Raw genomic sequence first — 23,700 nt, 5'->3', positions numbered from 1 at the left:
GGTCCGATGCCACTTCCCGTCCCCGTCCTGCCCGAAGCCGTCGACCCGGCTTGGCTGCCGCCCGCCGCCTTCCGGGCGATCGGCGGCAGGCGGACCCTGATCCGCGGATCGGGTCCGCTGGTGGAGACGGTGCACGGGGAGGTGGCCGAGGCCTGCCGGCGGTTCGGGGGCCGGGTCGTGCGCGACGCCGCGCCGGACGGCGCGTACGACCTGGTCCTCGACCTCGACGGCGAAGGACTGGGCGGCAAAGGACTGGGCGGCGAAGACCTCGGTGACAACGCGCCCGACGGCGCCGACCCCGACCGCGAGGGCTTCACCTTCGCGCGCGAGGGCGGCACCACAACCGTCACCGCCGCCGAAGGACGCGGGCTGCTCCACGGTCTGTTCCACGTCGTCCGGCGCGGGGAGGCGGCCTTCACCGGCGCGTGGGCGCGGGAGGTCCACCGCCCCACGCTCGCCTTGCGCATGCTGGACCACTGGGACAACGTGGCCGTCCACCCGGTCATGGGCCAGGTGGAACGCGGTTACGCGGGCGGCTCGCTGTTCTGGCGGGACGGCGGGGCGCGGCGTGAACTCGGCCGCGTGCGGGCGTACGGCAGGCTGCTCGCGGCGTGCGGGATCAACGCGATCTCCGTGAACAACGTCAATGTGCACGCGGCCGAAGCGCGCCTGCTGACCGAGCGCATCGGTGAAGTCGCCGAGATCGCCGAGGCGTTGCGCCCCTACGGCATCCGCACCCACCTGTCGGTCTCCTTCGCGGCGCCGATCACGCTGGGCGGGCTGCCCACGGCCGATCCGCTGGACGGGTCCGTGCGCGACTGGTGGGCCGCAGCGACCCGGCGGGTGTACGAGGCGATACCCGACTTCGGCGGGTACGTGGTGAAGGCCGACTCGGAGGGGCAGCCGGGGCCGTTCGCGTACGGCCGCAGTCACGCCGAGGGCGCGAACCTGCTGGCGGCGGCGCTGGAGCCGTACGGCGGCACGGTGCACTGGCGGGCGTTCGTCTACGACCACCGCCAGGACTGGCGGGACCGCGGCACGGACCGGGCCCGGGCCGCGTTCGACCATTTCACGCCGCTGGACGGGGAGTTCGCGTCCGGGGCCGTGCTCCAGGTGAAGCACGGGCCGATGGACTTCCAGGTGCGGGAGCCGGTGTCGCCGCTGCTCGGGGCGATGCCGCGGACCCGCCTCGCGGTGGAGTTGCAGGCCACCCAGGAGTACACCGGGCAGCAGCGGCACGTGTGCTGGCTGGGGCCGATGTGGAGCGAGGTGCTGCGGTTCCGTCCCCAGGACACCGAGGTCGGCGCACTGGCCCGGGGCGGACTCGTGGCGGTGCCGAACGTCGGTGACGACCCGTTCTGGACGGGTCATCCGCTGGCGCAGGCCAACCTCTACACCTTCGGGCGGCTGGCCTGGCAGCCGGACGCCGACCCGGTCGCGGTGCTCGACGAGTGGATCGGGCTCAGCTTCCCGGACGCCTCGCGACAGCTCATCGACGGGCTGCACACCGTGCTCGACGGTTCGTGGCGGACGTACGAGAAGTACACCGCTCCGCTGGGTGTGGGCTTCATGGTGCAGCCGGGGCACCACTACGGGCCGAGTGTGGACGGCTACGAGTACAGCCCGTGGGGGACGTACCACTTCGCCGACCGGGACGGCGTCGGAGTGGACCGCAGCGCGGCGAGCGGCACGGGGTACGCCGGGCAGTACGGCAAGCCGTGGGCCGAGCTGTACGAGTCGCCGGACAGCTGTCCGGACGAGTTGCTGCTGTTCTTCCACCATGTGCCGTACGGGCATGTGCTCAAGAGCGGGAAAACCGTGATCCAGCACATCTACGACACCCACTTCGAGGGCGTCGAGGAGGTGGAGGAGGCGCGGGCGGTGTGGGCTTCGCTGGCCGGGCTGGTGGACCCGGCGCGCCACGCGAGGGTGGCCGAGCGCTACGAGGAGCAGCTGCGCAGTGCCCGCGAGTGGCGCGACCAGGTCAACAGTTACTTCTTCCGCAAGTCCGGGGTGCCGGACGGGCGGGGCCGGCGCGTCTACTGAAGGATCGCCACGCCCAGCGGGTCGAGGACCAGGGGCTCGCCCTGGTCCACCCGCTTGCCGGTGAGCAGGTCGGTGGCGGTGGTGTGGGCGGTCAGATGGGCCGGTTCGGGGGCGTGGTTGAGGAGGAAGAGCAGGCGGGTGCCGTCGGGGGCGACCCGGGTGGCGGTCTCCACCTCCGGGTGGTCGGCATAGGGGCCGAGCAGGTCGTGGCGGGTCAGGATCCGGCGGACGACCTCGTCGACGCCCGGCTGGTCGAGGGCGGTGGCGACGTACCAGGCCTCGCCGTCGCCGTAGCGGTTGCGGGTGACGGCCGGGGTGCCGGCGTAGAAGTCGGTGCCGTAGGTAGCAACCGTTTTCGCGCCGCGTGGGAGCACGATCTCGAAGACGAGCCGGGCTTCGGCGCCCAGTTCGGGGACGGTCTGGGTGAACTCCGGTGGCCGGGCGTCCCATTCGTCGACGCGGATGCCCATCAGCGGGGCGAGTGGGCCGGGGACGTCGGCGAGGAAGGCGCGGTCGTGCTCGTCGGCGCGGCCGGAGAGGAAGGTGGTCAGGACGGTGCCGCCGCGGGCCGCCACGGCTTCCAGGCGGGGGGCGAGGTCGCCCTTGATCAGGTGCAGGGCGGGCGCGAGGACCACGTCGTAGGGCGTGAGGTCGGCGGTCTGCGGGACGACGTCCAGGTCGGCCCCGGCCTCGCGGGCGGCCCGGTAGTAGACGTGGACCACGTCCGGGTACCTGACCAGCCGGGAGGGGCCGTCGGAGATCTCCAGGGCCCACCAGCTGTCCCAGTCGAAGAGGAGCGCGGTGCGGGCGGGGGTGCGGGCGCCGAGTGTGCGGTCGCCCAGGGCCTCCAGTTCCCGTCCCAGTTCGGCGACCTCGCGGAAGACGCGGGTGTCGGCGCGGCCGGCGTGGCCGATGACGGCCCCGTGGTACTTCTCGCAGGCGCCGCGGGAGGCGCGCATCTGGAAGTAGAGGGCGGCGTCGGCGCCGTGCGCGATGGCCTGGAAGGTGGCGAGGCGCAGTTCGCCGGGCCGCCGGAGCGGGTTCACGTCCCGGCAGGCCGTCGTCGAGGGGGTCTGCTCCATCAGCCAGAAGGGGGCGCCGTCCTTCAGTCCGCGCATCAGGTCGTGGGCGAGGGCGGGCCGGGTCGGCGGGGCGTCGAGGGGCGGGTAGTTGTCCCAGGAGGCGAAGTCCAGGTGGGGCGCCCAGCGGTGGTAGTCGAGGGGGCGGTAGAGGCCCATGAGGTTGGTGGTGACGGGCGTGTCCGGGTCGTGGGCGCGGATCATCTCCTTCTCGGCCAGGAAGCAGCCGAGGAGGGCGTCGGTGGTGAAGCGGAACCAGTCGAGGGTGATGCCCTGGAAGGCGGTGTGGTCGGGGCCGCGCCAGTGCTCGGTGAGGGCGCTGGGCGGCTCGATCTGGTTCCAGTCGGTGTAGCGGTGGGACCAGAAGGTGGTCCACCAGGCGTCGTTGAGGGCGTCGAGGGTGCCGTGCCGGTCCCGCAGCCAGGTCCGGAACGCCTCGGCGCACAGTTCGCAGTAACAGGCGCCGCCGTACTCGTTGTTGACGTGCCAGGCGAGCAGGGCCGGGTGGGCGGCGTACCGCTCGGCGAGGCGGGCGGCGAGCGCGGTGGCGTGTGCGCGGTACGCCGGTGAGCTGGGGCAGAAGTTGTGCCGCTGGCCGTAGCGGTGGCGGTGGCCCTCGAAGTCGGTGCGGTTGACCTCGGGGTGCCGCTGGGCGAGCCAGGGCGGGAGGGCGGCGGTTCCGGTGGCCAGGCATACCCGGCGTCCCTCGGCGGCGGCCCGTTCGATGGTGCGGTCCAGGACGGTGAAGTCGTAGGTGTCCGGGTCCGGTTGGGTGATGGACCAGGTGAAGACGCCGATGGTGAGGGTGTCGATGCCGGCCCGGGTGAACAGCCGGTGGTCCTCGTCCCAGACCTCGGGAGTCCACTGCTCGGGGTTGTAGTCGCCGCCGTAGTGGATCTTGTGGGTCATGTGGTGAAGTCCTTCCGCGTCTCGCTGATCACGGTCCGGCTGCCGTGCAGCAGGGAGAGCAGCAGCGGGGCGGCCAGCAGGGCGGGCAGGGCCTCGGTCAGCAGGGCGGCCGACCCGGCCGTCAGGACCAGCAGGGAGGCGGCGGCGAGGGTGGCGCGGCCGTGCCGGAACAGGAAGTGGGCGGCGAGGCGGGCGGTGTCCCGGGCCCGGAAGGCGAAGAGGGACGTGAGGACGAGGGCGTGCGCGCCCCAGAGGAGGGAGCCGGTGCCGATCACCCCGAGCAGCAGTGCCCACCAGCCGGGCAGGCCGGTGGCGGGGAAGTGCGTGAGGGTGAAGGCGATGACCGTCAGCCAGGCCAGCATCGGTGCCCACAGTGTGAGGGCCGGTACGGCGTTGAGCCGCCAGCCGCGCAGGTAGGCGCGGGCCGGGTGCAGTTCGGTGAGGTCCCGGCTGCGGCGGTGGAGGGCGTAGAGCGCGGCGGACAGGGCCGGTCCGAGCGGCAGCAGGCACAGGGCCGCGAGGGGGAGGTTCGTGGGGTCGGGGCCGAGCAGGAGCAGTCCGGCCAGGCCCGGGGAGGCGGTGAGCAGGAGCAGCGCTTCGACGGTCAGGAGGGTGTGGACGAGGGCGGCGGCGCGGGAGAGGGGGCCGGTGCCGAAGCCGGAGGTGCGCGCCGCACCGATGTGGGGCCCTTCCGGCCGAGCGGTCGCCGTCGGTCCGGCCGCCATCATCCGTTCTCCTTCCTGAACCGCTCGTACGCCTTGTTGTGCAGGTCGACGAGTTGCTGCATGTTCTTGGACTTCAGCTCGGCGACATGGGCGTTCCAGTCGGACATCGGGCGCTTGCCGAGGACGAACTGGAGGGTGTTCTGGATGGCGGTGTCCTTGAGCGGGGTGTCCCAGAGCGTCGCCTGTTCCTGCTCGAAGGACTGCAGCGGGTGCGCGGGGTCGACGGGGAGTTCCCTGCGCTGGGACATCACCTCCTGGAACTTCTTCTCGTCCGGGCTGAAGCTGGAGGACACCAGCTCCCAGCTGCCGCCGTAGGTGAACACGCCGTTGAAGAAGCCGTAGTCCTTCTGGAGGTCCTTCGGGGCGTCCGGGTCGGAGCCCATGAGGGAGATCCCGGGCTCCAGCGTGTACGTGGCGCCGGACTCGGTGTACGTGACGCCCTCCACGCCCCACTTGCAGAACTTCTGGCCCTCGTCGGAGTACCAGAGCCAGTCCACGAACTGCATCATCGCGACGAAGGTGTCGCTCTTGAGGGCCTTGCTGGAGATCATGATGCCGTTTTCCAGGCGGATTCCGCTCAGCAGGACCGGCCCCGCCGGGCCGAGGGGGATCGGGATCATCTCGATCTTCGCCCCCTTGACCTGCTTGGCCAGGTTGTAGCGGTAGTTCTGCACCAGTTCCTGGGGGTTGGCGCTGATCACGTACGACTTTTCCGCGAGGAGTTTCTGCACGGCCTGGTCGTCCTGCTGGGTGAAGCTCTCCGGGTCGAGGAGCTTTTCCGAAACCAGTTTTCTGAGGTACTCGACCATCTGCCGGTAGGCGTCCTGGGTCGCGGTGAAGACGAACTTCCGCGCCTTGGTGTCAAAGCTGATGTTGTCGTACGTCCAGCCCGCCTTGACGCCGTGCGCCTGGCCGAGATAGCTGAACAACGCCCCGCACGGGAACGGGGTGTTGGTGCTCCAGCGGTCGGTCCACGGGTACTTGTCCGGGTATTCCGCCTTCAGCGCCTTGAGGACGGCGTACACCTCGTCCAAGGTGGTGGGCAGGGCGAGTCCGTGCCGGTCGAGGATGTCCGTGCGCAGGGCCAGGGAGTAGCCGGCCTTGGGCCTCTCGTGCAGGCCCGGCAGCAGGTAGTACTTGCCGTCGGACTGGCGGATGGAGTCCAGCTCGGGCTCCAGTCTCCACTTGCGCACCTTGTCGCGGAAGTTGGGCATCAGGTCGACGTATTCACTGACCGGGAGGATCGCCCCCGAGGACACGAAGGCGACCTCGCCGGGGTGGTAGGTCTTCGGGATGATGAGGGGCGCGTCGCCGGAGCCGATGAGGACGCTGCGCTTCTTCTCGTAGTCCGCCAGCGGGACGTCGAGGGGCTTGAGGGTGATCCCGGTGCGCTTGGTGACCTCCTTCCAGAACAGCCAGCCGTTCTTCATCGGGTACACCGGGTTGTTGTTGTGCAGCACCGAGAAGGACAGCGGCCGGGACGCCTTGAACTGCTGGCCGGGCCGGTGGTTCTTCATGGCTCCGTCCCGCTTCTTCGACAGGTCCTTGCCGTCGCCGCCGTCGTCTCCGCCGCCGCAGCCGGTGATCGTGGCAAGGCCGAGGAAACCGGCTGCGGCGAGCATCTGGCGCCGCGACAGCTGTCCTGTGTTCTTCACGGGAACCCCCTTGTTCCGTATGCCGGTCTGAGAGGTGCGACGGTCAGCCCTTGACCGCGCCGAGCATCACGCCCGAGACGAAGTAGCGCTGGACGAACGGGTACACGCACAGGATCGGCAGGGCGGTGAGGACGATGGTCACCGCCTGGATGTTCGCGCCGACCTGGCTGAGCTGCTCGGTTCCGGCGCCGGCGTTGCCGCCGCCGGTGGCGCCCTGGATGAGGTTGCGGAGGTAGACCGTGACCGGCATCAGCTCGGAGCGGTCCATGTAGAGGAACGCGCTGAACCAGGAGTTCCAGAAGGACACCGAGTAGAACAGCACCATCGTCGCCACGACCGCCTTGGACAGCGGCAGGACGATCCTCAGCAGGACGCCGTAGGTGCTCAGGCCGTCGATCTGCGCGGCCTCCTCCAGGTCCGGCGGCAGGTTCTCGAAGAAGGCCTTCATCACGAGCAGGTTGAAGACGCTGATGGCGTTGGGCAGGGCGATCGCCCACACGCTGTTCTTCAGGCCGAGGCTGGTGACCAGGATGTAGTTCGGGATCAGGCCGCCGGTGAAGAACATGGTGAACACGGCGATGCCGACGAGCAGGCCACGGCCCCTGAGGTGCTTCTTCGACAGGACGTAGGCGTAACAGGTCGTCAGGATCATCGCGACCGCTGTCGCCACGACCGTGTAGAGCACGGTGTTTCCGTAGTTCCGCCAGAACATCGAGTCCTGGAAAACGATTTCGTACGTGGTGAGGTTGAACCCCTTGGGCAGCAGGGTCACCTCACCGGCCCGGATCTGCCGCTCCCCGCTGAAGGACCGGGCGAGGATGTTGACGAACGGGTAGAGGGTGACCAGCACGACGAGCGTGAGGACCACCCCGTTGACCCCCTGGAAGACCCGGTACGCGCGGCTCGGTTTCACCACAGGCTCGTCCCCACTGTGCGACGCGAGAGCTGGTTGGCGGACGTGATGAGGACCAGGCCGATGATCGCCTCGAACAGGCCGATGGCGGCGGCGTAGCTGAAGCTGTTGGACTCGACGCCGGAGCGGTAGACGTACGTCGAGATCACGTCCGCGGTCGGGTACGTCAGCGGGTTGTACAGCAGCAGGACTTTCTCGAAGCCGACCGCCATGAACGTGCCGACGTTGAGGATCAGCAAGGTGATCATGGTGGGGCGGATGCCGGGCAGGGTGACGTGCCAGATCTGCTGCCAGCGGTTGGCACCGTCGATGCGGGCGGCCTCGTAGAGGTCCTCGTCGATCGTGGTGAGCGCGGCGAGGTAGAGGATCGTGCCCCAGCCGGCCGTCTGCCAGATCTCCGAGCCGACGTAGAGGGCGCGGAACCACTCGGGTTCCTGGATGAAGCGGACCGGGTCGTGGCCGAGCAGACCGAGGACATGGTTGACCGGGCCGTCGCTCGCGAGCATCTGCATGGTGATGCCCGCGACGATCACGATCGACAGGAAGTGCGGCAGGTACGACACCGACTGCACGAACCGCTTCAGGGAACGCCGGCGCACCTCGTTCAGCAGCAGCGCCAGCACGATGGGAATGGGGAAACAGAAGACGAGGGTGAGCCCGCCCAGCCAGAGGGTGTTACGGAAAACCTGCCAGAAGGTGGGGTCGCTGAGAAACATCCGCACATAGCGCAGCCCCACCCATTCCTCGCCGAAGAGCGAACCGCCGGGCTCGAAGCGCCGGAAAGCGATGATGTTTCCGATCATCGGCAGATAGCGGAAGACGAGGAAGAACAGCAGCGGCAGTATCGCCAGCGAGTACAACTGCCAGTCGCGGCGCAGCGCCCGGCGCCAACCGGTCCGGGTGCTCGCCCGCTTGCCGCGCCGGGGGGCGGCCCGGGCCGGGGGCGGGTCCTGGGTGCCCGGCGGGGCCGATGTGGTGGGCGTGCTCATTTGCTCGGGCCTCCCGTGGGCGTGGGACGCGGAACCGAAACTTTCGAGCTTCTACCGGTAACTTCGCGGCAACCTAGGGGCACCAGAAAGCGCTGTCAATGGGTGCTGCGAGACTCGGACGGGACGCGTGGGGCGCGTTGGAACATCGATGAAGCTGGGTATGCCCCCCAGAGTCGAGCCTCTATCCCACCGCAAGTTTCTGGATGATCACCGACTCCTGCGAGGTGCTGTCGTGCCCGCGTTCGACCTGCCCCTGACAGAGCTGGAACGCCACCGCCCGGACATCGAGGAGCCCGGCGACTTCGACGCGTTCTGGCGGGACACGCTGAAGGTGGCCGGGGGCTCGGACCCCCTGGTGTCGGTGCGGCCGGTGGAGACGGGGCTCCGTCTGACGCGGACCTGGGATGTGACGTTCCGGGGGTTCGGGGGCGATCCGGTGCGGGGGTGGTTCAGCCGGCCGGCGGGGGTGGGGTGGGGTGGAGGCTCACGGGTGGAGGTGGGTGGAGGCTCGCGGGTGGAGGTGGGTGGAGATGAGCGTGAACTGCTGCCCGCCGTGGTGGAGTTCGCCGGGTACGGGCGCGGGCGCGGACTTCCGCACGAGCGCCTGACGTGGGTCAACGCCGGGTACGCGCATCTGCTCATGGACAACCGCGGCCAGGGCGACCAGTACGGGTGCGGCGGTGACACACCCGACCCGCACGTCACCGCGCCGGGCGGACCCGGTCCAGCCGTACGGGGGCTGCTCGCCGCCGAGGAATACCACTACCGGCGCCTGATCGCGGACGCGGTGCGGGCGGTCGCGGCGGTACGGGCGCTGCCCGGCGTCGATCCGGCGCGGACCGTGGCGGTCGGCAACAGCCAGGGCGGCGGGCTGGCCCTGGCCGTCGCGGGGCTCGTCCCGGATCTGGCGGCCGTCCTGGTCACCGCCCCGCTCCTGTGCGGCATCCGGCGGGCCCTGGACCTCACGGACGCGGGTCCGTACGGCGAGATCGCCGCCTACCTCGCGGTCCACCGGGGCGCCGAGACCGCGGCCCACCGCACCCTCTCCTACGTCGAGGGCATCTCCTTCGCCCGGCGCGCGCAGGCCCCGGCGCACTTCGGGGTGGGGCTGCGGGACACGGTGTGTCCGCCGAGCGGGGTGTACGCCGCGTTCAACCGCTATGCGGAACTGACGGGTACGGCTCCGCGCAAGGAGATCCACGCGTATCCGTTCAACGGGCACGAGGGGGTGAGGCCGTGCAGGTGGGGCGTCAACTGGGGTGGTTGCGGGGGGTGTTGGACGAGACGGGGGACGACGGGGAGGGCTCGCGGTCAGTTCCGCTCAGGGGGCGGGGTGACCGACGGTGAGGTGCGTGGGGCGTGACTCGTGCCCTGGGGCTGCGAGGTGAGGTGACCGGGATGCGGCGCGCAGCCGGGGCCACGAGGCAGGGTGGCCAGGATGCGGCGCGCAGCCGGGGCTGCGAGGTGAACGCCCGGGCCGGGACGACCCACTGTGGCTCATCGCGACCGGGGCCATCCTCCCGGGCCCCGGGCGAAGCCCCCGCGCCGTCCCCCGCGCCGCCCCGGATCACTCCGTGACGGGGGACTCCGCCGTGCAGCCGCCGGCGGTCACCAGACCCTTGGCGCTCTGTTCCTCGATCACCTTGCCCTTGTAGATGATCTTGCAGGTGACCTGCGCACCCTCGGGGTCCGTAGCGATCGGCATGACCGCCGCGGGCATGATGCCACGCAGCGTAACCGTCTTCTTCCAGGGCAGCTCGGGCTTCGACACCGACTCGATCTTCGGCTCCATGGCCTTGCCACCGCCCCCGTGGAAGTCGATCGAGTCGACGTTCTTCCCCGTGACCTCGTAGGTGACCTCGTACGTCTCGTTCACCGCCTTGTCGACCTGGTCGACCGCCTCGGAGCAGGAGCTGAGGCCGAGCGCGAGAGCGCCCACGGCGACGGAACAGACGGCTGCACGAAGTGTGCGGTTCACGCGGATCCCCCCGGATCATGATGGTCGGATCCGCAGCCAACCGCAAAGGGAAGGTCAAGTCAACTCGCCTTGAACCGCGCCCTCATGGACGTGCCGCCGACGATGACACCACGCGCTACTCCGGAGCCTCTTCCCACATCAGACACTCGCTGTAGTCGAAGTTCCACTTCAAGCAGAGCTGCATCCTGATCACCGACTTCCGGTCCTTGAATTCGGTGATGATCTTGTCGCCCTCGATCCTGGAGACGGCGACCTTCTTGTCGAAGTCGACCGGGATACGGTTTTCCAGCGCGAGACTGGACAGCGCGTATTTCCCCTGCGCTTCCGGGTACCGCAGGAAAACCTCCTTGATGGCGTTGTGAAACTCGGCGTCCTCCGTCGGCATGCACCCCATGACCGCCTCCTGCTTTCCACTTGACGAGTCGTCCATCCATCCGAAGTCTGCGAGCACCTCGACGCACGCGCGCGCTGTCACCAGCCGAACGGGCTCCGCACCACACGACAGGCGCGCCATTGCCACGGGTCGCCGCTTCCCGCCACGCCCTTTCGCCCGAGCCGTTTACATCTCCCCCGTCGAGCGCTAACTTCCGCAACAGGCGGGGTGGGAGCGCTCCCATCACGGTGGACCGGAACCCGCCCTCGAGTCGCTCCCATCCCGCGCATCCAGGCACACGCATCCGCAGGCCCGACACCCCCACGAACGGATGATCCTGACAAGAGAGCCGGGAGGATCCACGATGCCCCGATTAGCGCTCCCCACCCGGGTCAGAGCCCTCTTCCTCGTCCTGCTCGCCCTCCTCGCCACCGTCCCGGCCATCGGCCTGGTCATGACGGCCGGCGGAAAGGCGGAAGCGCACGGCACACCCATGAAACCGGGCAGCCGCACGTTCCTGTGCTGGCAGGACGGGCTGACCGACACCGGTGAGATCAAGCCGGTCAACCCCGCGTGCCGTGGTGCGCAGCAGGTCAGCGGCACCACGCCGTTCTACAACTGGTTCTCGGTGCTGCGCTCGGACGGCGCCGGCCGCACCCGGGGCTTCGTACCGGACGGCGAGCTGTGCAGCGGCGGCAACACCAACTTCACCGGCTTCAACACACCCAGCAAGGACTGGCCGCTGACCCATCTCACCTCGGGGGCGACGGTCGACTTCTCGTACAACGCCTGGGCGGCGCACCCGGGTTGGTTCTACGTCTACATCACCAAGGACGGCTTCGACCCGACCAAGACGCTCACCTGGAACGACATGGAGGCCCAGCCCTTCCTCTCGGTCGACCACCCGCCGCTCAACGGCTCCCCCGGGACGGTCGAGGCCAACTACTCCTGGACCGGCAAGCTCCCGGCCGACAAGTCGGGCCGCCACATCATCTACATGGTCTGGCAGCGCTCCGACAGCCAGGAGACCTTCTACTCCTGCTCCGACGTCGTCTTCGACGGTGGCAACGGCGAGGTGACCGGCGTCAAGGAGCCGGGCAACCCGTCCGAGCCGGTGCCCGGCACCTGTACGGCCACCCGCAAGACGACCGGCACCTGGAACGGCGGCTACCAGTCCGAGGTGACCGTCACCAACACCGGCACGGTCCCGATGCTCGGCTGGATGGTCGACTGGACGCTCCCGGCGGGCCAGAAGGTCGAGAGCCTGTGGAGCGGCAGCGCGACCTACAACGGCCAGTCGGTGATGGTCCACAACGCCAACTGGAACGGCTCCCTGGCCCCGGGTAAGAGTGCGACGTTCGGCTACGTCGTCTCCGGTTCAGGAGCCGAGAGCACGAGCAGCCCACCCTGCCGAGTGGGCTGACCACCGCACGGAACGGGCCCGGTGACCCGAGACAGATGATCACCGGGCCCGCCATGCCGCCCGAGCCACTGCGCCCGCGCGGCTCGCCACTCGCCGGGGCCGGGGCCGGGGCCGGGGTTGGGGCCGGGCCCGAGGCCGGGGGCCGAGGGCCGAGGGCCGAGGCCAGGGGCCAGGGGCCAGGCGCCGAGGCTGGGGGCAGGCCGGGGGCCGAGGCGGGGGGCCGGAACCCAGGGGCCGAGGCAGAGGCCGGGCCGGGGCCCGGGGGCCGAGGCCCGGGACCCGGGGGCCAGGGGCCGAGGCTGGGGCAGGACCCAGGGGCCGGGGCCAGAAACCGGGGCCGGGGCCAGGGACCGGGGCCGGGGGCCAAGGACCGGGGACCAGGGACCGGGGACCAGGGACCAGGGGCCGGAGGCCAGAGGCCTGGGATCGGAACCCGGTGGACGTGTCCGTAGAGCCAGGCCGGTCGCCCCATATGTCGGTGTTATCCAGGTGTGCGATTCTGTTGTGTGGGTGCCCTGCCGCTCATGTGCGGCGTGGATCCGCCATGGGAGGCGCGACCCCGCGCCGCCGGTCCCGTGCCCGCGTCGTCGTCGCCTGAGTTCCGGGGACTCCCACCTGCCGCTGGCTGCGGCGTGGACGGGAGGTGGATGCGGACATGCCCCATCACGGCGATGCCCGGGCGGCCTCGGTCCCCGGTCTTCGGGCGCCGGGGAACGGGGGTACCGGTCCGCCTCGTCCCGCTCCGGAGACGGCGGCGCGAGCGCGGCTGCTGGCGTACGCCGGGGTGGCGCTGGCGGCGGTGTACGTGCGCGGTGAGGACGGTGCGGAACTGCGCCTGGTGGAGTCGGCCGGAGCCGAGTCCGAGCCGCGGTACCGGCTGCCGGGGCGGGTGGCGCTCCTGGAGTCAGCGGGAGCGCCGGGCACGGGGCCGAGCGCCTCCCCCAGGGCTGAACCACCTGGCACCGAGCACGCCACTCCCCCCACCGTGCCACCAGGCCCTGGCGACTCCGACCCCGCTCCCCTCTCGGTACCGTCGGGCCCTGCCGACTCCCACCCCGCTCCCCCCACCGAGCCGTCAGGCCCGACCGACACCCACCCCACTCCCCCCTCGCTACCGTCAGGCCCTGCCGACTCGGGCGGCGGTTGTCCGGCTCTCGTCGAGGCGTTCCTGCGGGGGCGGGCCGTATGGGTCGCGGGCGTGGTCCTCCCGGGCCGGGAGGACGCCGAAGCCGCCGCCGTCCCGCTCGGGGCGCTGCCGCTGGGGGCCGCGGGCGGGTGGCTGGGCTGTCTCGTGGTGGTGGGAGAGCCCGGGGAAGGATTCGGCGTCGAGCAGCAGGAGTTCCTGGAGCGGTACGCCGAGGCCGTCGCCGAACGGCTGCGCGGTGAGGCCGACCGGTCGGCGCCCTCACCCCTGCTGGATTCGGCCCTGCGCGCCATGGGGGTCGGCTCCTTCGCCCTGTCACCCGGCACCGGCCTGGTCGAGACGGATCCGGCCCTGCTGGAACTCGTCGGCATCCCCGAAGGCGGTTTCGACGGCAAGACCGACACCCTGCTCTCGTGCAGCGTCCCGGAGGACGTCCCCGCGCTGATGTCGGTCATCGAGCCGTCCGCGCAGACCCCGGGCCGCCGTGAGCTGGAGTTCCGGATCCGCCGTCCGACCGGTGAACTGTGCTGGTTGCGGCTGAACTGCCGCGTGCTGAAGGGGCCCGACGGCGCCCCGGAGCGGGTGCTGGGCGTGGTGAGCGCCGCGCCGGTGCTGCGCCGCAGTGCCAGCGACGTGGCCCGGATCCAGTGGCTGACGGCCGCGCTCGACGACGCCACGACGGTGCGGGACGTCAGCCGTGTGGTGGTCGCCGCGCTGCGCGAGCCGCTGGGTGCCGACCGGGTGGCGCTCGCCGAACTGCTGGAGGACCGGCTCGCGGTCACCGTGCTCGATCCGCCGAGCGCCGGTGTCTGGCCGGAGCTGTGGCGGCGCGAGTGGCGCTCGGAGTGGCCCGACGCGCCGGTCAGCGCCCTGCCCACGCTCCAGGCGGCGCTGCGGGACGGGCGGATGAGCCTGTGGCCGGCGGGTTCCGTGCTGGAGCCCGGGCTCGCGGGGATCGGCCCCGGCGGCCTCGCCGTACTGCCGCTGCCGGCCAAGAGCGGGGTGGCGGGGGTGTGCCTGGTCGGCTGGGACGCCGCGCACGAGTTCGTCCCCGAGGAGCGGGCCCTGCTGACCGCGACCGCGGGCCTCGTCGGGCAGGCCCTGAAGCGCGCGCACGCCTACGACGCCGAGCAGGAGCTCGCCACGATGCTCCAGCGCAGCCTGCTGCCGCGCCGGCTGCCCCGGCTGCCCGGCGGCACCGCGGTGGCCCGCTATCTGCCGGCCAGGCGCGGGCTCCAGGTGGGCGGCGACTGGTACGACGTGATCGCGCTGTCGGAGAGCAAGGTGGCCCTGGTCATCGGTGACGTGCAGGGGCACAGCGCCGGCGCCGCGACGATCATGGGCCAGATGCGTACGGCGGTCCGGGCCTACGCGGTGGAGGGGCACCCGCCGGACGTGGTCGTCGCGCACGCCAACCGGCTGCTCGTCGGCATGGAGACGGACCTGTTCGCCACCTGCTGCTATGTCGAGCTCGACATGGAGGAGGGCAACGCGCTGTTCGTCCGCGCGGGGCATCTGGCGCCGCTCGTACGGCATCCCGACGGCAGCACCGCGGAGATCGCCGTCGAGGGCGGGCTTCCCCTGGGCGTCCTCGCGGACGCGGAGTTCCCGCTGACGGCGTTGGCGCTCGCGCCGGGCTCGGTGCTCGCGCTGGTGACGGACGGTCTGGTCGAGTCGGCGGATCTCCAGGTGGACGAGGGCATGCGGCTGGTGCGCCGGGCGCTCGCCGCGGCCGATCCCGCCGACCCGGGGCGGATGGCCGACGCGCTGCTCGGTGAGAACGGGCGCCGTGAGGACGACGTGGCGGTACTGCTGCTGCGCTACGACGGGATGCGGGTCCGGCCGGTGCGGGCGGGCTGGGTGGTGTGGCGGCTGCCGGACGCCGTGATGCACGCCCGCAGGTTCAGTGCGCGCACGCTGCGATCGTGGGGCATCGCGGCCGAGGCCGACACCGTCCTGCTGGTGGTGTCGGAGCTGGTCACCAACGCGCTGGTGCACACGCAGGGCGCGGTCCGGGTGGAGCTGACCCTGGCGGCGGACCGGCTGCGGGTGGCCGTGAGCGACTCCTCGCCCCGGGCACCGGCCAAGCCGGTGGTCGTGGACTGGGAGTCGACGGGCGGCCGCGGGCTGTTCCTGGTCGAGGCGATGTCCGCGGCCTGGGGCTCGGTGCCGGTGGGCGGCGGCAAGCAGGTGTGGAGCGAGATCGTCGTCACCCGTACGGAACGGCGGGCGGAGGCCGGCGAGGAGCCGGAAGCGGGGCCGGACGTGGAACCGGAGGCGGAGCCGGAGGAGGAACCGCAGGAGGAACCGCAGGAGGAGCGGAAGCCGGGCCGCGGCTGGGGCCTGGGCCGTGACCGGAGCTGGGGCCTGGGCCGCAACCGGGACCGCCGCAGGTCCCGCGAGCAGGGCCGGAACCGCGACCACGACCACACCGGCGACCGGCCACCGGACAGCGACGCCCCCGCCCCCGAGCACGGCCCCGGGCCCGAGTACGACTCCGGGCCCGAGCACGCCTCCGCCCCCGCCCCCGAGTACGGCTCCGGGTCCGGGTCCGAACAGCACGGCACGAACAGCGCCGGAGTCGACGGCCGGACCCGGCACCAGAACCGCGAGTCGGTCGGCACCCCGGACCCGTACGAAGAGCGAGACCAGGTCCACGCCAAAAGCGGCACCAGAGACCGCCACCCGCACCAAGACCAGCCCCACCCCGAAGACGACACCCCACCCCGCCACGAACACCAAGACCAGCCCCACCCCGAAAACGGCACCAGAGACCGCCACCCGGACCGAGATCAGCCCCGCGGGCCGGGCGGCGGCCGGAGCCGGCGGCAAGAACGGGACCAGAACCGCACCGAAGGCGCGCGGGCCCCCCGTGAGCAGGACCGGCCCCGGTCCCGTTCCGCTCCCCGCCCGCCCCGGGCCCGGACCCACGAGGGAGGTTCCTGATGCGTGGTGTCGGGCTGCGCGGTGTCGCCGGGCTGCTGGCGGTTCTTCTGGCCGTGGCCCTCGCCGGGTGTACCGACAGCGGCGGGGAGGGTGACGGCGAGCTGACCATCGGGCTGCTGCTGCCCAGCCGGGCCGTGCCCCGCTGGGAGAAGTCCGACAGGCCTCTGATCGAGAAGCGGGTGAAGGAGCTGTGCGCCGAATGCACGGTCGTGTACGCCAACGCCGAGAACGACGCGGCGAGCCAGCGCCAGCAGATGACGTCCATGATCACCCGAGGGGTCTCGGCCCTGATGCTGGACGTCGTCGACCCCAAGGCGCTGCGCTCCTCGGTGCGCGCGGCACACCGTGAGGGCATCCCGGTCGTCGCCTACGACCGGCTCGCCGAGGGCCCGATATCGGGCTTCGTCAGTTTCGACGGCGCCCAGGTCGGCAGGCTCCAGGGCCAGGCACTCCTGAAGGGCATGGGGGCCAGGGCCGACGGCGGCGGTGTCGTCATGCTGAACGGCGACCCCTCCAGCCCCAACGCCGCCTGGTACGAGGGTGGCGCCCGGTCCGTCCTCGAGGACCGGGTGCGCATCCTGAAGTCGTACAACACCCTGGGGTGGCGCACGGAGAACGCGCACGATCAGATGTCCTCCGCGATCAGCGCCCTCGGCCCGAGCCGGATCGACGGGGTGCTCGCGGCCAACGACTCGATCGCGGCCGGTGCCGTCTCGGCCCTGAAGAGCGCCCGGATCTCGCCCCTGCCCCCGGTCACCGGGCAGGACGCCGATCTCGACGCCGTGCGGCGCATCGTCGAGGGCGAGCAGTACATGACCGTGTACAAGCCGTTCCGGCTGGAGACCGAGGCGGCCGCCGCGATGGCCGTCGCCCTGGCGCGCGGCAACGACATCGACGCCCTGGTCTCGACGAAGGTGAACAGCCCCACGACGAAGGACGTCCCGGCGATCCTGCTCACCCCGACCGCCGTGACGCTCGAGACGATCGGCCGGACGCTGGTGCGCGACGGCGTCTACACGATCGACCAGATCTGCACCCCTAAGCTCCGTCCGGCCTGCGAGCGGGCCGGGCTCATCCGGTGAGCGAGGTGGTCCCCGTGGTTCATCCCCCCGTACTGGCGTTGCGCGGCATCACCAAGCGCTTCGGCGGCGTCCAGGCGCTCGTGGACGTCGACCTCCAGGTCCGGGCCGGGGAGGTCGTGGCCCTGGCGGGGGACAACGGGGCCGGCAAGTCCACGCTGATCAAGGTCATCTCCGGGGTCAGCCCCGCCGACCGGGGCATCATCGAGTGGGAGGGGCGCCTGGTGCAGATCAAACGCCCGCACGACGCCCACACCCTGGGCATCGCGACCGTCTACCAGGACCTCGCCATGTGCGACAACCTGGACGTGGTCGGCAATCTCTTCCTCGGCCGGGAGATCGACCGGGTGGGCGTCCTGGACGAGGTGGAGATGGAGCGCCGGGCCCGTGATCTCATGCAGGACCTGTCGATCCGCATCCCCGACGTGCGGATGCCGGTCGCCGCGCTGTCCGCCGGGCAGCGGCAGGCCGTGGCGATCTCCCGGTCGCTGATGGGCTCGCCCAAGGTGCTGCTGCTCGACGAGCCGACCGCCGCCCTGGGGGTGGAGCAGACCAGCCATCTGCTCGACCTGATCGAGGGGGTGCGCGATCGCGGGATGGCGATCATCCTCATCAGTCACAACATGGGGGACATCAAGGCCGTGGCGGACCGGGTCGCCGTGCTTCGGCTGGGCCGCAACAACGGTCTGTTCGACGTGAGCACGGTGACCCAGGAGCAGATCATCTCCTCGGTCACCGGGGCGGCGGACAATGCCGTGGCCCATCGCTCGAAGGGCGACGAGGAGGCGTGGCCGTGAGCCGGGGCGGGTCGCGCGGGGACGGCGGGCCGGCCGGGCCGGGCAGTGCCGGTCCGGTCGCCACCGGCGGCGAGCGGGGCGCCGTCCGCGGCTGGCAGGACAGTGTGCGGGAGTACGTCCGCGACCTGCGCGGCGGGGTGCGGGACGGCGAGCGGGGGCCGCTGCTGGTCCTCGCCGGTCTGATCGTGATCTGGATCGTCTTCCAGGGACTTGACGACAAGTTCCTCTCGCCGCGCAACCTGTCCAATCTCAGCGTGGACATCGTCGGGACCGGTCTGGTCGCCGTCGGCATCGTGTTCGTGCTGCTGATCCGGGAGATCGATCTGTCGGTCGGCTCGGTCAGCGGCCTGGCGGGGGCGGCGTTCGCCGTGCTCAATGTGAACCACGGGGTGCCGGAGTGGCTGGCGGTGATCGTGGCGGTGGCCGCGGGCACGGCGGTGGGTGCCTTCCACGGGTTCTTCCATGCCTGGCTCGGCGTGCCCGCGTTCGTGGTGACGCTGGCCGGGCTGCTGATCTGGAACGGTCTGACGCTCTACCTGCTGGGCGCGAGCGGCACGATCAACATCGACGAGGAGGGTCTGGTCGCCTCCCTGACCAGTCGGCATTTCGGCAACGACCTGGCGGCGTACGCGGTCGCGGCGCTCGGCACGGGCGGGTACTTCCTGGCTGCCCGCCGCCGCCGGAGCCGCCATCTGGCGACCGGGATGCCCTACCGGCCCGGGGGCGAGATCTGGTTGCGCACCGGTCTTCTCGCGGTGGTCGCCTTCGCCGGGGCGCACACCCTCAACCGGTTCCAGGGGCTGCCGCTCGCGCTGCTGATCTTCCTGGTGGTGCTGGTCGTCTCGGACTACGTGCTGCGCCGCACCCGCTACGGGCGGCGGGTGTACGCGCTCGGCGGCGGGGTCGAGGCGTCACGGCGGGCCGGCATCGCGGTGGAGCGGGTGCGGGTCGCGATGTTCATGGTGTCGGGGACGCTGGCCGCATTCGGCGGGCTGTTCGTGGCGTCGGGGCTGACCTCGGCGAGCCCCACGACGGCGCGTGCCGCCGGTTCGGGGATGCTGCTGATCAACGCGATCGCGGCGGCCGTCATCGGCGGCACGAGTCTGTTCGGCGGGCGGGGTTCGCCCTGGTCGGTGCTGCTCGGTGTGGTGGTCATCCAGTCGATCGCCTCGGGTATGGGGCTGCTGGGCGTGCAGGACGCCGTGCAGTTCATGATCACCGGTGGGGTGCTGCTGGCCGCCGTGGCGGCCGACGCGCTGTCCCGGCGCGCCCAGGCCAGACGCGGCCGGACCTGAGCCGGACTCGGCCGGCTGCGCGCCCGGGCGCGAGCATGCCGGAAATGCACCCCCCTATCCTTTTTCTCAAGAAGTGCCTAATAATCGGCAATCATGGGTAGGGGCCGAAATGTCATGAAACGCAGCCGCCTCACCCAGGCGGCCGTGGCCCTCACGGCCGCCGCCGGTCTGGTCCTCGCCGGGTGCGGTGACGCCGATCTGCCCGGCGGCGGGGAGCAGGCCGATCTCCGTGTGCTCGCGACGGACGTGCCGCAGATCCAGACCCTCAAGAAGCTGACCAAGAAGCACTTCACGGCGGAGACCGGTATCACCGTCGACTACACGGTGCTGCCGGAGAACGAGGCGCGGGTGACGATGAACCGCGAGTTCGCCACCCAGGCCGGCACCTACGACGTGGCGAGCGTCAGCGCGTACGAGGTGCCGATCTACGCGGACAACGGCTGGCTCGCCCCGCTGGATCCCTATGTGAAGGCCGACGCGGACTTCGACCAGGACGACGTCTTCCCGAACCTGGCGTCCTCGCTGACCGGCCAGGACGGCAAGCTCTACGCCGAACCCTTCTACGGCGAGGGCTCCTTCCTGATGTACCGCAAGGACCTGTTCCGCAAGGACGGGCTGACCATGCCGCCGGAGCCGACCTGGGAGCAGGTCGCCGACCTCGCGGCCCGGGTCGACGGCTCCGAGGGCGCGAGCGGGATCTGCCTGCGCGGCCTGCCCGGCTGGGGCCAGAACCTCGCCCCGATCAACACGGTCGTCAACACCTTCGGCGGCGCCTGGTACGACATGGACTGGAACGCCCGCCTGACCTCACCGGAGTTCAAGAAGGCCGTCGGCTTCTACGTCGACCTGCTGCGCGGCCACGGCCAGCCCGGCGCCGAGCGGATGGGCGTGCTGGAGATCCTGGAGCGCTTCATCGCGGGCAAGTGCGCCATGATGTACGACGCCACGTCGCTGGCGTCGTCGATCGAGGCCGACAGCTCCTCGGTCAAGGGCAAGGTGGGCTACGTCCCCGCCCCGCACGATCGCACCGACAAGGCCGGCTGGCTGTGGACCTGGGCCTGGGGCATCCAGCAGGCCTCCGAGCACAAGGACGCCGCCTGGGAGTTCATCTCCTGGGCCTCCTCCAAGGAGTTCCAGGAGCTGGTCGGCGAGGAGGTGGGCTGGACCTCGGCGCCCGCCGGGAACCGTATGTCGCTCTACGAAAAGCCCGAGTACCAGCAGGCGGCCCATGCCTGGTACCGGCAGGAGTTCAGGGCGGCGACGGACTCCGCGGACCCGAAGAACCCGGGCGTGGGCCCGCGCCCCTACGAAGGCATCGGCTTCCTGGGCATCCCCGAGTTCGCCGTGCTGGGGACCGCGGTCTCCGAGCAGATCGCGGCGGCCATCGCGGGGCGGCAGTCGGTGGACTCGGCTCTGGACAAGTCCCAGGACCTGGCCCAGGCCGCGGCGGCGAAGTACCGGGGCGGGTGACCGGCGAGGTCCGCACGGCTTCGGAGCGTCGGCGAACGGCGCGGGCCGCGCCCCCGGTCACCCGGGAGCGCGGCCCTCGAACTGCCGTGGCGGTCCGCTTACTTGCGGATCAGGCTGCGCAGCACGTACTGCATGATGCCGCCGTTGCGGTAGTAGTCCGCCTCGCCGGGGGTGTCGATGCGGACGACCGCGTCGAACTCGACGCCGGTGTCGGTGCTGACCTTCACCGTGCGGGGGGTGGTGCCGTTGTTGAGCTCCTCGACGCCGGTGAAGTCGAAGGTCTCCTCACCGGTGAGGCCGAGGGACGCGGCCGACTGGCCCTCCGGGAACTGGAGCGGGAGGACGCCCATGCCGATGAGGTTCGAGCGGTGGATGCGCTCGTAGGACTCGGCGATGACGGCCTTGACGCCGAGGAGCGCGGTGCCCTTGGCCGCCCAGTCGCGGGACGAGCCGGAGCCGTACTCCTTGCCGGCCAGGACGACCAGCGGGATGCCGGCGGCCTGGTAGTTCTGCGAGGCGTCGTAGATGAACGACACCGGCGCGCCGTCCTGGGTGAAGTCGCGGGTGTAGCCGCCCTCGGTGCCCGGCGCGATCTGGTTGCGCAGGCGGATGTTGGCGAAGGTGCCGCGGATCATGACCTCGTGGTTGCCTCGGCGCGAGCCGTAGGAGTTGAAGTCACGACGTTCCACACCGTGCTCGGTGAGGTACTTGCCGGCCGGGGTGTCGGCCTTGATGGCGCCGGCCGGGGAGATGTGGTCGGTGGTGACCGAGTCGCCCAGCTTGGCGAGCACCCGGGCGCCGGAGATGTTCTCCACGGGGGCCGGCTCGTGGGCCATGCCCTCGAAGTACGGGGGCTTGCGGACGTAGGTGGACTCGGAGTCCCACTCGAAGGTGTTGCCGGTGGGGATCGGCAGCGCCTGCCACTGGGCGTCGCCCGCGAAGACGTCGCTGTAGGACTTGGAGAACATGTCCTCGCCGATGGCGTTGGCGACGACGTCGTTCACCTCGGCCTCGGAGGGCCAGATGTCCTTCAGGTAGACCGGGTTGCCGTCCTGGTCGGCGCCCAGGGCGTCCCGGGTGATGTCGACCTTCATGGAGCCGGCGAGCGCGTAGGCCACGACCAGCGGCGGGGACGCCAGGTAGTTCATCTTGACGTCGGGGTTGATCCGGCCCTCGAAGTTCCGGTTGCCGGAGAGGACCGAGGTGACCGCGAGGTCGTGGTCGTTGACGGCCTTGGAGACCTCCTCCGGCAGCGGGCCGGAGTTGCCGATGCAGGTGGTGCAGCCGTAGCCGACGAGGTTGAAGCCGACCTTGTCGAGGTAGGGGGTCAAGCCCGCCTTCTCGAAGTAGTCGGTGACGACCTTGGAGCCCGGGGCGAGGGTGGTCTTGACCCACGGCTTGCGGGTCAGGCCCTTCTCCACCGCCTTCTTGGCCACCAGGGCGGCGGCGACCATGACGTACGGGTTGGAGGTGTTGGTGCAGGAGGTGATGGCCGCGACCGTCACCGCGCCGTGGTCGATCTCGTACGACGTACCGTCGGGGGCGGTCACGGTGACCGGGTTGGACGGGGCGCCGTTCGGGGTGACGGCCGGGGCGTCGGAGGCCGGGAAGGACTCCTGGCCGGCCTCGTCCACGGTGTCGACGTAGTTGAGGACGTCCTGCTTGAACTGCTCGGCGGCGTTCGCCAGGACGATGCGGTCCTGCGGGCGCTTCGGGCCGGCGATGGAGGGGACGACCGTGGAGAGGTCGAGTTCGAGCTTCTCGGAGAAGTCGGGCTCGGCGGCCGGGTCGAGCCAGAGGCCCTGCTCCTTGGCATACGCCTCGACCAGCGCGAGCTGCTGCTCGCTGCGGCCAGTGAGCCGCATGTAGTTGATGGTCTCGCCGTCGATCGGGAAGATCGCGGCGGTGGAGCCGAACTCCGGCGACATGTTGCCGATGGTGGCGCGGTTGGCCAGCGAGGTGGCGGCGACGCCCTCGCCGTAGAACTCGACGAACTTGCCGACGACGCCGTGCTTGCGCAGCATCTCGGTGATGGTGAGCACGAGGTCGGTGGCGGTGGTGCCGGGCGTGAGCTCACCGGTGAGCTTGAAGCCGACGACGCGCGGGATGAGCATGGAGACCGGCTGGCCGAGCATGGCGGCCTCGGCCTCGATGCCGCCGACGCCCCAGCCGAGCACGCCGAGACCGTTGACCATGGTGGTGTGCGAGTCGGTGCCGACGAGGGTGTCGGGGTAGGCCTGGCCACCTCGGACCATGACCGTGCGCGCCAGGTGCTCGATGTTCACCTGGTGGACGATGCCGGTGCCGGGGGGTACGACCTTGAACTCGTCGAACGCGGTCTGGCCCCAGCGCAGGAACTGGTAGCGCTCCTTGTTGCGGCCGTACTCCAGCTCGACGTTCTGCGCGAAGGCGTCGCGGGTGCCGAACTTGTCGGCGATGACGGAGTGGTCGATGACCAGCTCGGCCGGGGCGAGCGGGTTGATCTTCGCCGGGTCGCCGCCCAGCTCCTTGACGGCCTCACGCATGGTCGCGAGGTCCACGACACAGGGAACGCCGGTGAAGTCCTGCATGATCACGCGGGCCGGCGTGAACTGGATCTCCTGACTGGGCTGGGCCTGCGAGTCCCATCCGCCGAGGGCACGGATGTGGTCGGCGGTGATGTTCGCGCCGTCCTCCGTGCGGAGCAGGTTCTCCAGCAGGACCTTGAGGCTGTAGGGCAGGCGAGCCGAGCCCTCCACCTTGTCCAGCCGGAAGATCTCGTACGACTCGTCGCCCACCTGCAGCGTGCTGCGGGCGTCGAAGCTGTTCGCCGACACGACAGTCTCCTTCATTGATGTGCGCGTACCACCACGATCCTGCCGCCACGGCATCTTGGCCGA

At 70.9% G+C, this 23,700-nt stretch carries 14 protein-coding genes and 2 pseudogenes; 8 read left to right on the top strand and 8 right to left on the bottom strand.

What is annotated here, in order from left to right; genetic code table 11:
• Positions 1–6 precede the first annotated feature (6 nt).
• Entirely contained in the window at positions 7–2,046 is a 2,040-nt protein-coding gene (locus ACFZDE_RS24285) for an alpha-glucuronidase (protein WP_391202911.1), read from the top strand.
• Here ACFZDE_RS24285 and ACFZDE_RS24280 read toward each other — a convergent pair.
• Genes ACFZDE_RS24280 through ACFZDE_RS24260 form a run of 5 tightly spaced genes read right to left on the bottom strand, consistent with a single transcriptional unit; the run spans position 2,040 to position 8,316 of the window.
• The gene (locus ACFZDE_RS24280; RefSeq protein ID WP_391202908.1) at positions 2,040–4,034 is read right to left on the bottom strand and encodes a beta-galactosidase; all 1,995 of its coding nucleotides are present in this window, start codon (positions 4,032–4,034) and stop codon (positions 2,040–2,042) included. The genes ACFZDE_RS24285 and ACFZDE_RS24280 overlap by 7 nt on opposite strands.
• The gene (locus tag ACFZDE_RS24275) at positions 4,031–4,762 is read right to left on the bottom strand and encodes a hypothetical protein (RefSeq protein WP_391202905.1); all 732 of its coding nucleotides are present in this window, start codon (positions 4,760–4,762) and stop codon (positions 4,031–4,033) included. Before ACFZDE_RS24275 ends, ACFZDE_RS24280 begins: the two co-directional genes overlap by 4 nt.
• Positions 4,759–6,414, bottom strand: coding sequence for an extracellular solute-binding protein (locus ACFZDE_RS24270; protein ID WP_391202902.1), 1,656 nt, complete (start codon positions 6,412–6,414; stop codon positions 4,759–4,761). The genes ACFZDE_RS24275 and ACFZDE_RS24270 overlap by 4 nt, the downstream gene beginning before the upstream one ends.
• A 43-nt stretch (positions 6,415–6,457) precedes the next feature.
• Positions 6,458–7,330, bottom strand: coding sequence for an ABC transporter permease subunit (locus tag ACFZDE_RS24265; protein ID WP_390994189.1), 873 nt, complete (start codon positions 7,328–7,330; stop codon positions 6,458–6,460).
• Positions 7,324–8,316: an ABC transporter permease subunit gene (locus ACFZDE_RS24260; protein WP_390994190.1), complete on the bottom strand. Its 993-nt coding sequence runs from the start codon at positions 8,314–8,316 to the stop codon at positions 7,324–7,326. The genes ACFZDE_RS24265 and ACFZDE_RS24260 overlap by 7 nt, the downstream gene beginning before the upstream one ends.
• Before the next feature lie 232 nt (positions 8,317–8,548).
• Between ACFZDE_RS24260 and ACFZDE_RS24255 the strand changes: the two are divergent.
• Positions 8,549–9,663, top strand: a pseudogene (locus ACFZDE_RS24255) (acetylxylan esterase).
• Positions 9,664–9,883: 220 nt separating this feature from the next.
• Here ACFZDE_RS24255 and ACFZDE_RS24250 read toward each other — a convergent pair.
• Together ACFZDE_RS24250 and ACFZDE_RS24245 are read right to left on the bottom strand one after the other, a co-directional pair.
• The gene (locus ACFZDE_RS24250; RefSeq protein ID WP_390994192.1) at positions 9,884–10,294 is read right to left on the bottom strand and encodes an MmpS family transport accessory protein; all 411 of its coding nucleotides are present in this window, start codon (positions 10,292–10,294) and stop codon (positions 9,884–9,886) included.
• 115 nt (positions 10,295–10,409) lie between these two features.
• On the bottom strand, positions 10,410–10,814 hold the full coding sequence (locus ACFZDE_RS24245) for a hypothetical protein (RefSeq protein ID WP_391202899.1): 405 nt from the start codon (positions 10,812–10,814) through the stop codon (positions 10,410–10,412).
• A 217-nt stretch (positions 10,815–11,031) separates the two neighbouring features.
• On the opposite strand from ACFZDE_RS24245, the gene ACFZDE_RS24240 reads away from it, so the two are divergent.
• The 6 genes and pseudogenes from ACFZDE_RS24240 to ACFZDE_RS24215 all read left to right on the top strand — a co-directional run bounded on the left by ACFZDE_RS24240 (position 11,032) and on the right by ACFZDE_RS24215 (position 20,821).
• The gene (locus tag ACFZDE_RS24240; RefSeq protein ID WP_391202896.1) at positions 11,032–12,090 is read left to right on the top strand and encodes a lytic polysaccharide monooxygenase; all 1,059 of its coding nucleotides are present in this window, start codon (positions 11,032–11,034) and stop codon (positions 12,088–12,090) included.
• Positions 12,091–12,745: 655 nt separating this feature from the next.
• A pseudogene (locus tag ACFZDE_RS24235) lies at positions 12,746–15,493 on the top strand (SpoIIE family protein phosphatase); the annotation flags it as partial.
• Between the two features lie 686 nt (positions 15,494–16,179).
• On the top strand, positions 16,180–17,262 hold the full coding sequence (locus ACFZDE_RS24230) for a substrate-binding domain-containing protein (RefSeq protein WP_391202893.1): 1,083 nt from the start codon (positions 16,180–16,182) through the stop codon (positions 17,260–17,262).
• Between the two features lie 14 nt (positions 17,263–17,276).
• Complete coding sequence (locus ACFZDE_RS24225) at positions 17,277–18,056, top strand: ATP-binding cassette domain-containing protein (protein ID WP_390994196.1); 780 nt, start codon at positions 17,277–17,279, stop codon at positions 18,054–18,056.
• Complete coding sequence (locus ACFZDE_RS24220; protein ID WP_390994197.1) at positions 18,047–19,351, top strand: sugar ABC transporter permease; 1,305 nt, start codon at positions 18,047–18,049, stop codon at positions 19,349–19,351. Before ACFZDE_RS24225 ends, ACFZDE_RS24220 begins: the two co-directional genes overlap by 10 nt.
• 114 nt (positions 19,352–19,465) lie before the next feature.
• Complete coding sequence (locus ACFZDE_RS24215; RefSeq protein WP_391202890.1) at positions 19,466–20,821, top strand: extracellular solute-binding protein; 1,356 nt, start codon at positions 19,466–19,468, stop codon at positions 20,819–20,821.
• 98 nt (positions 20,822–20,919) lie between these two features.
• Here ACFZDE_RS24215 and acnA read toward each other — a convergent pair whose 3' ends face one another.
• Positions 20,920–23,637 (bottom strand): aconitate hydratase AcnA, encoded by a 2,718-nt coding sequence (gene acnA, locus ACFZDE_RS24210; RefSeq protein WP_390994199.1) that lies wholly within the window; start codon positions 23,635–23,637, stop codon positions 20,920–20,922.
• Positions 23,638–23,700: the final 63 nt, after the last annotated feature.

This window comes from Streptomyces sp. NPDC007929 (genome assembly GCF_042959065.1).
Lineage (GTDB): Bacteria > Actinomycetota > Actinomycetes > Streptomycetales > Streptomycetaceae > Streptomyces.
This window is presented reverse-complemented; position numbering and strand designations above follow the sequence as displayed.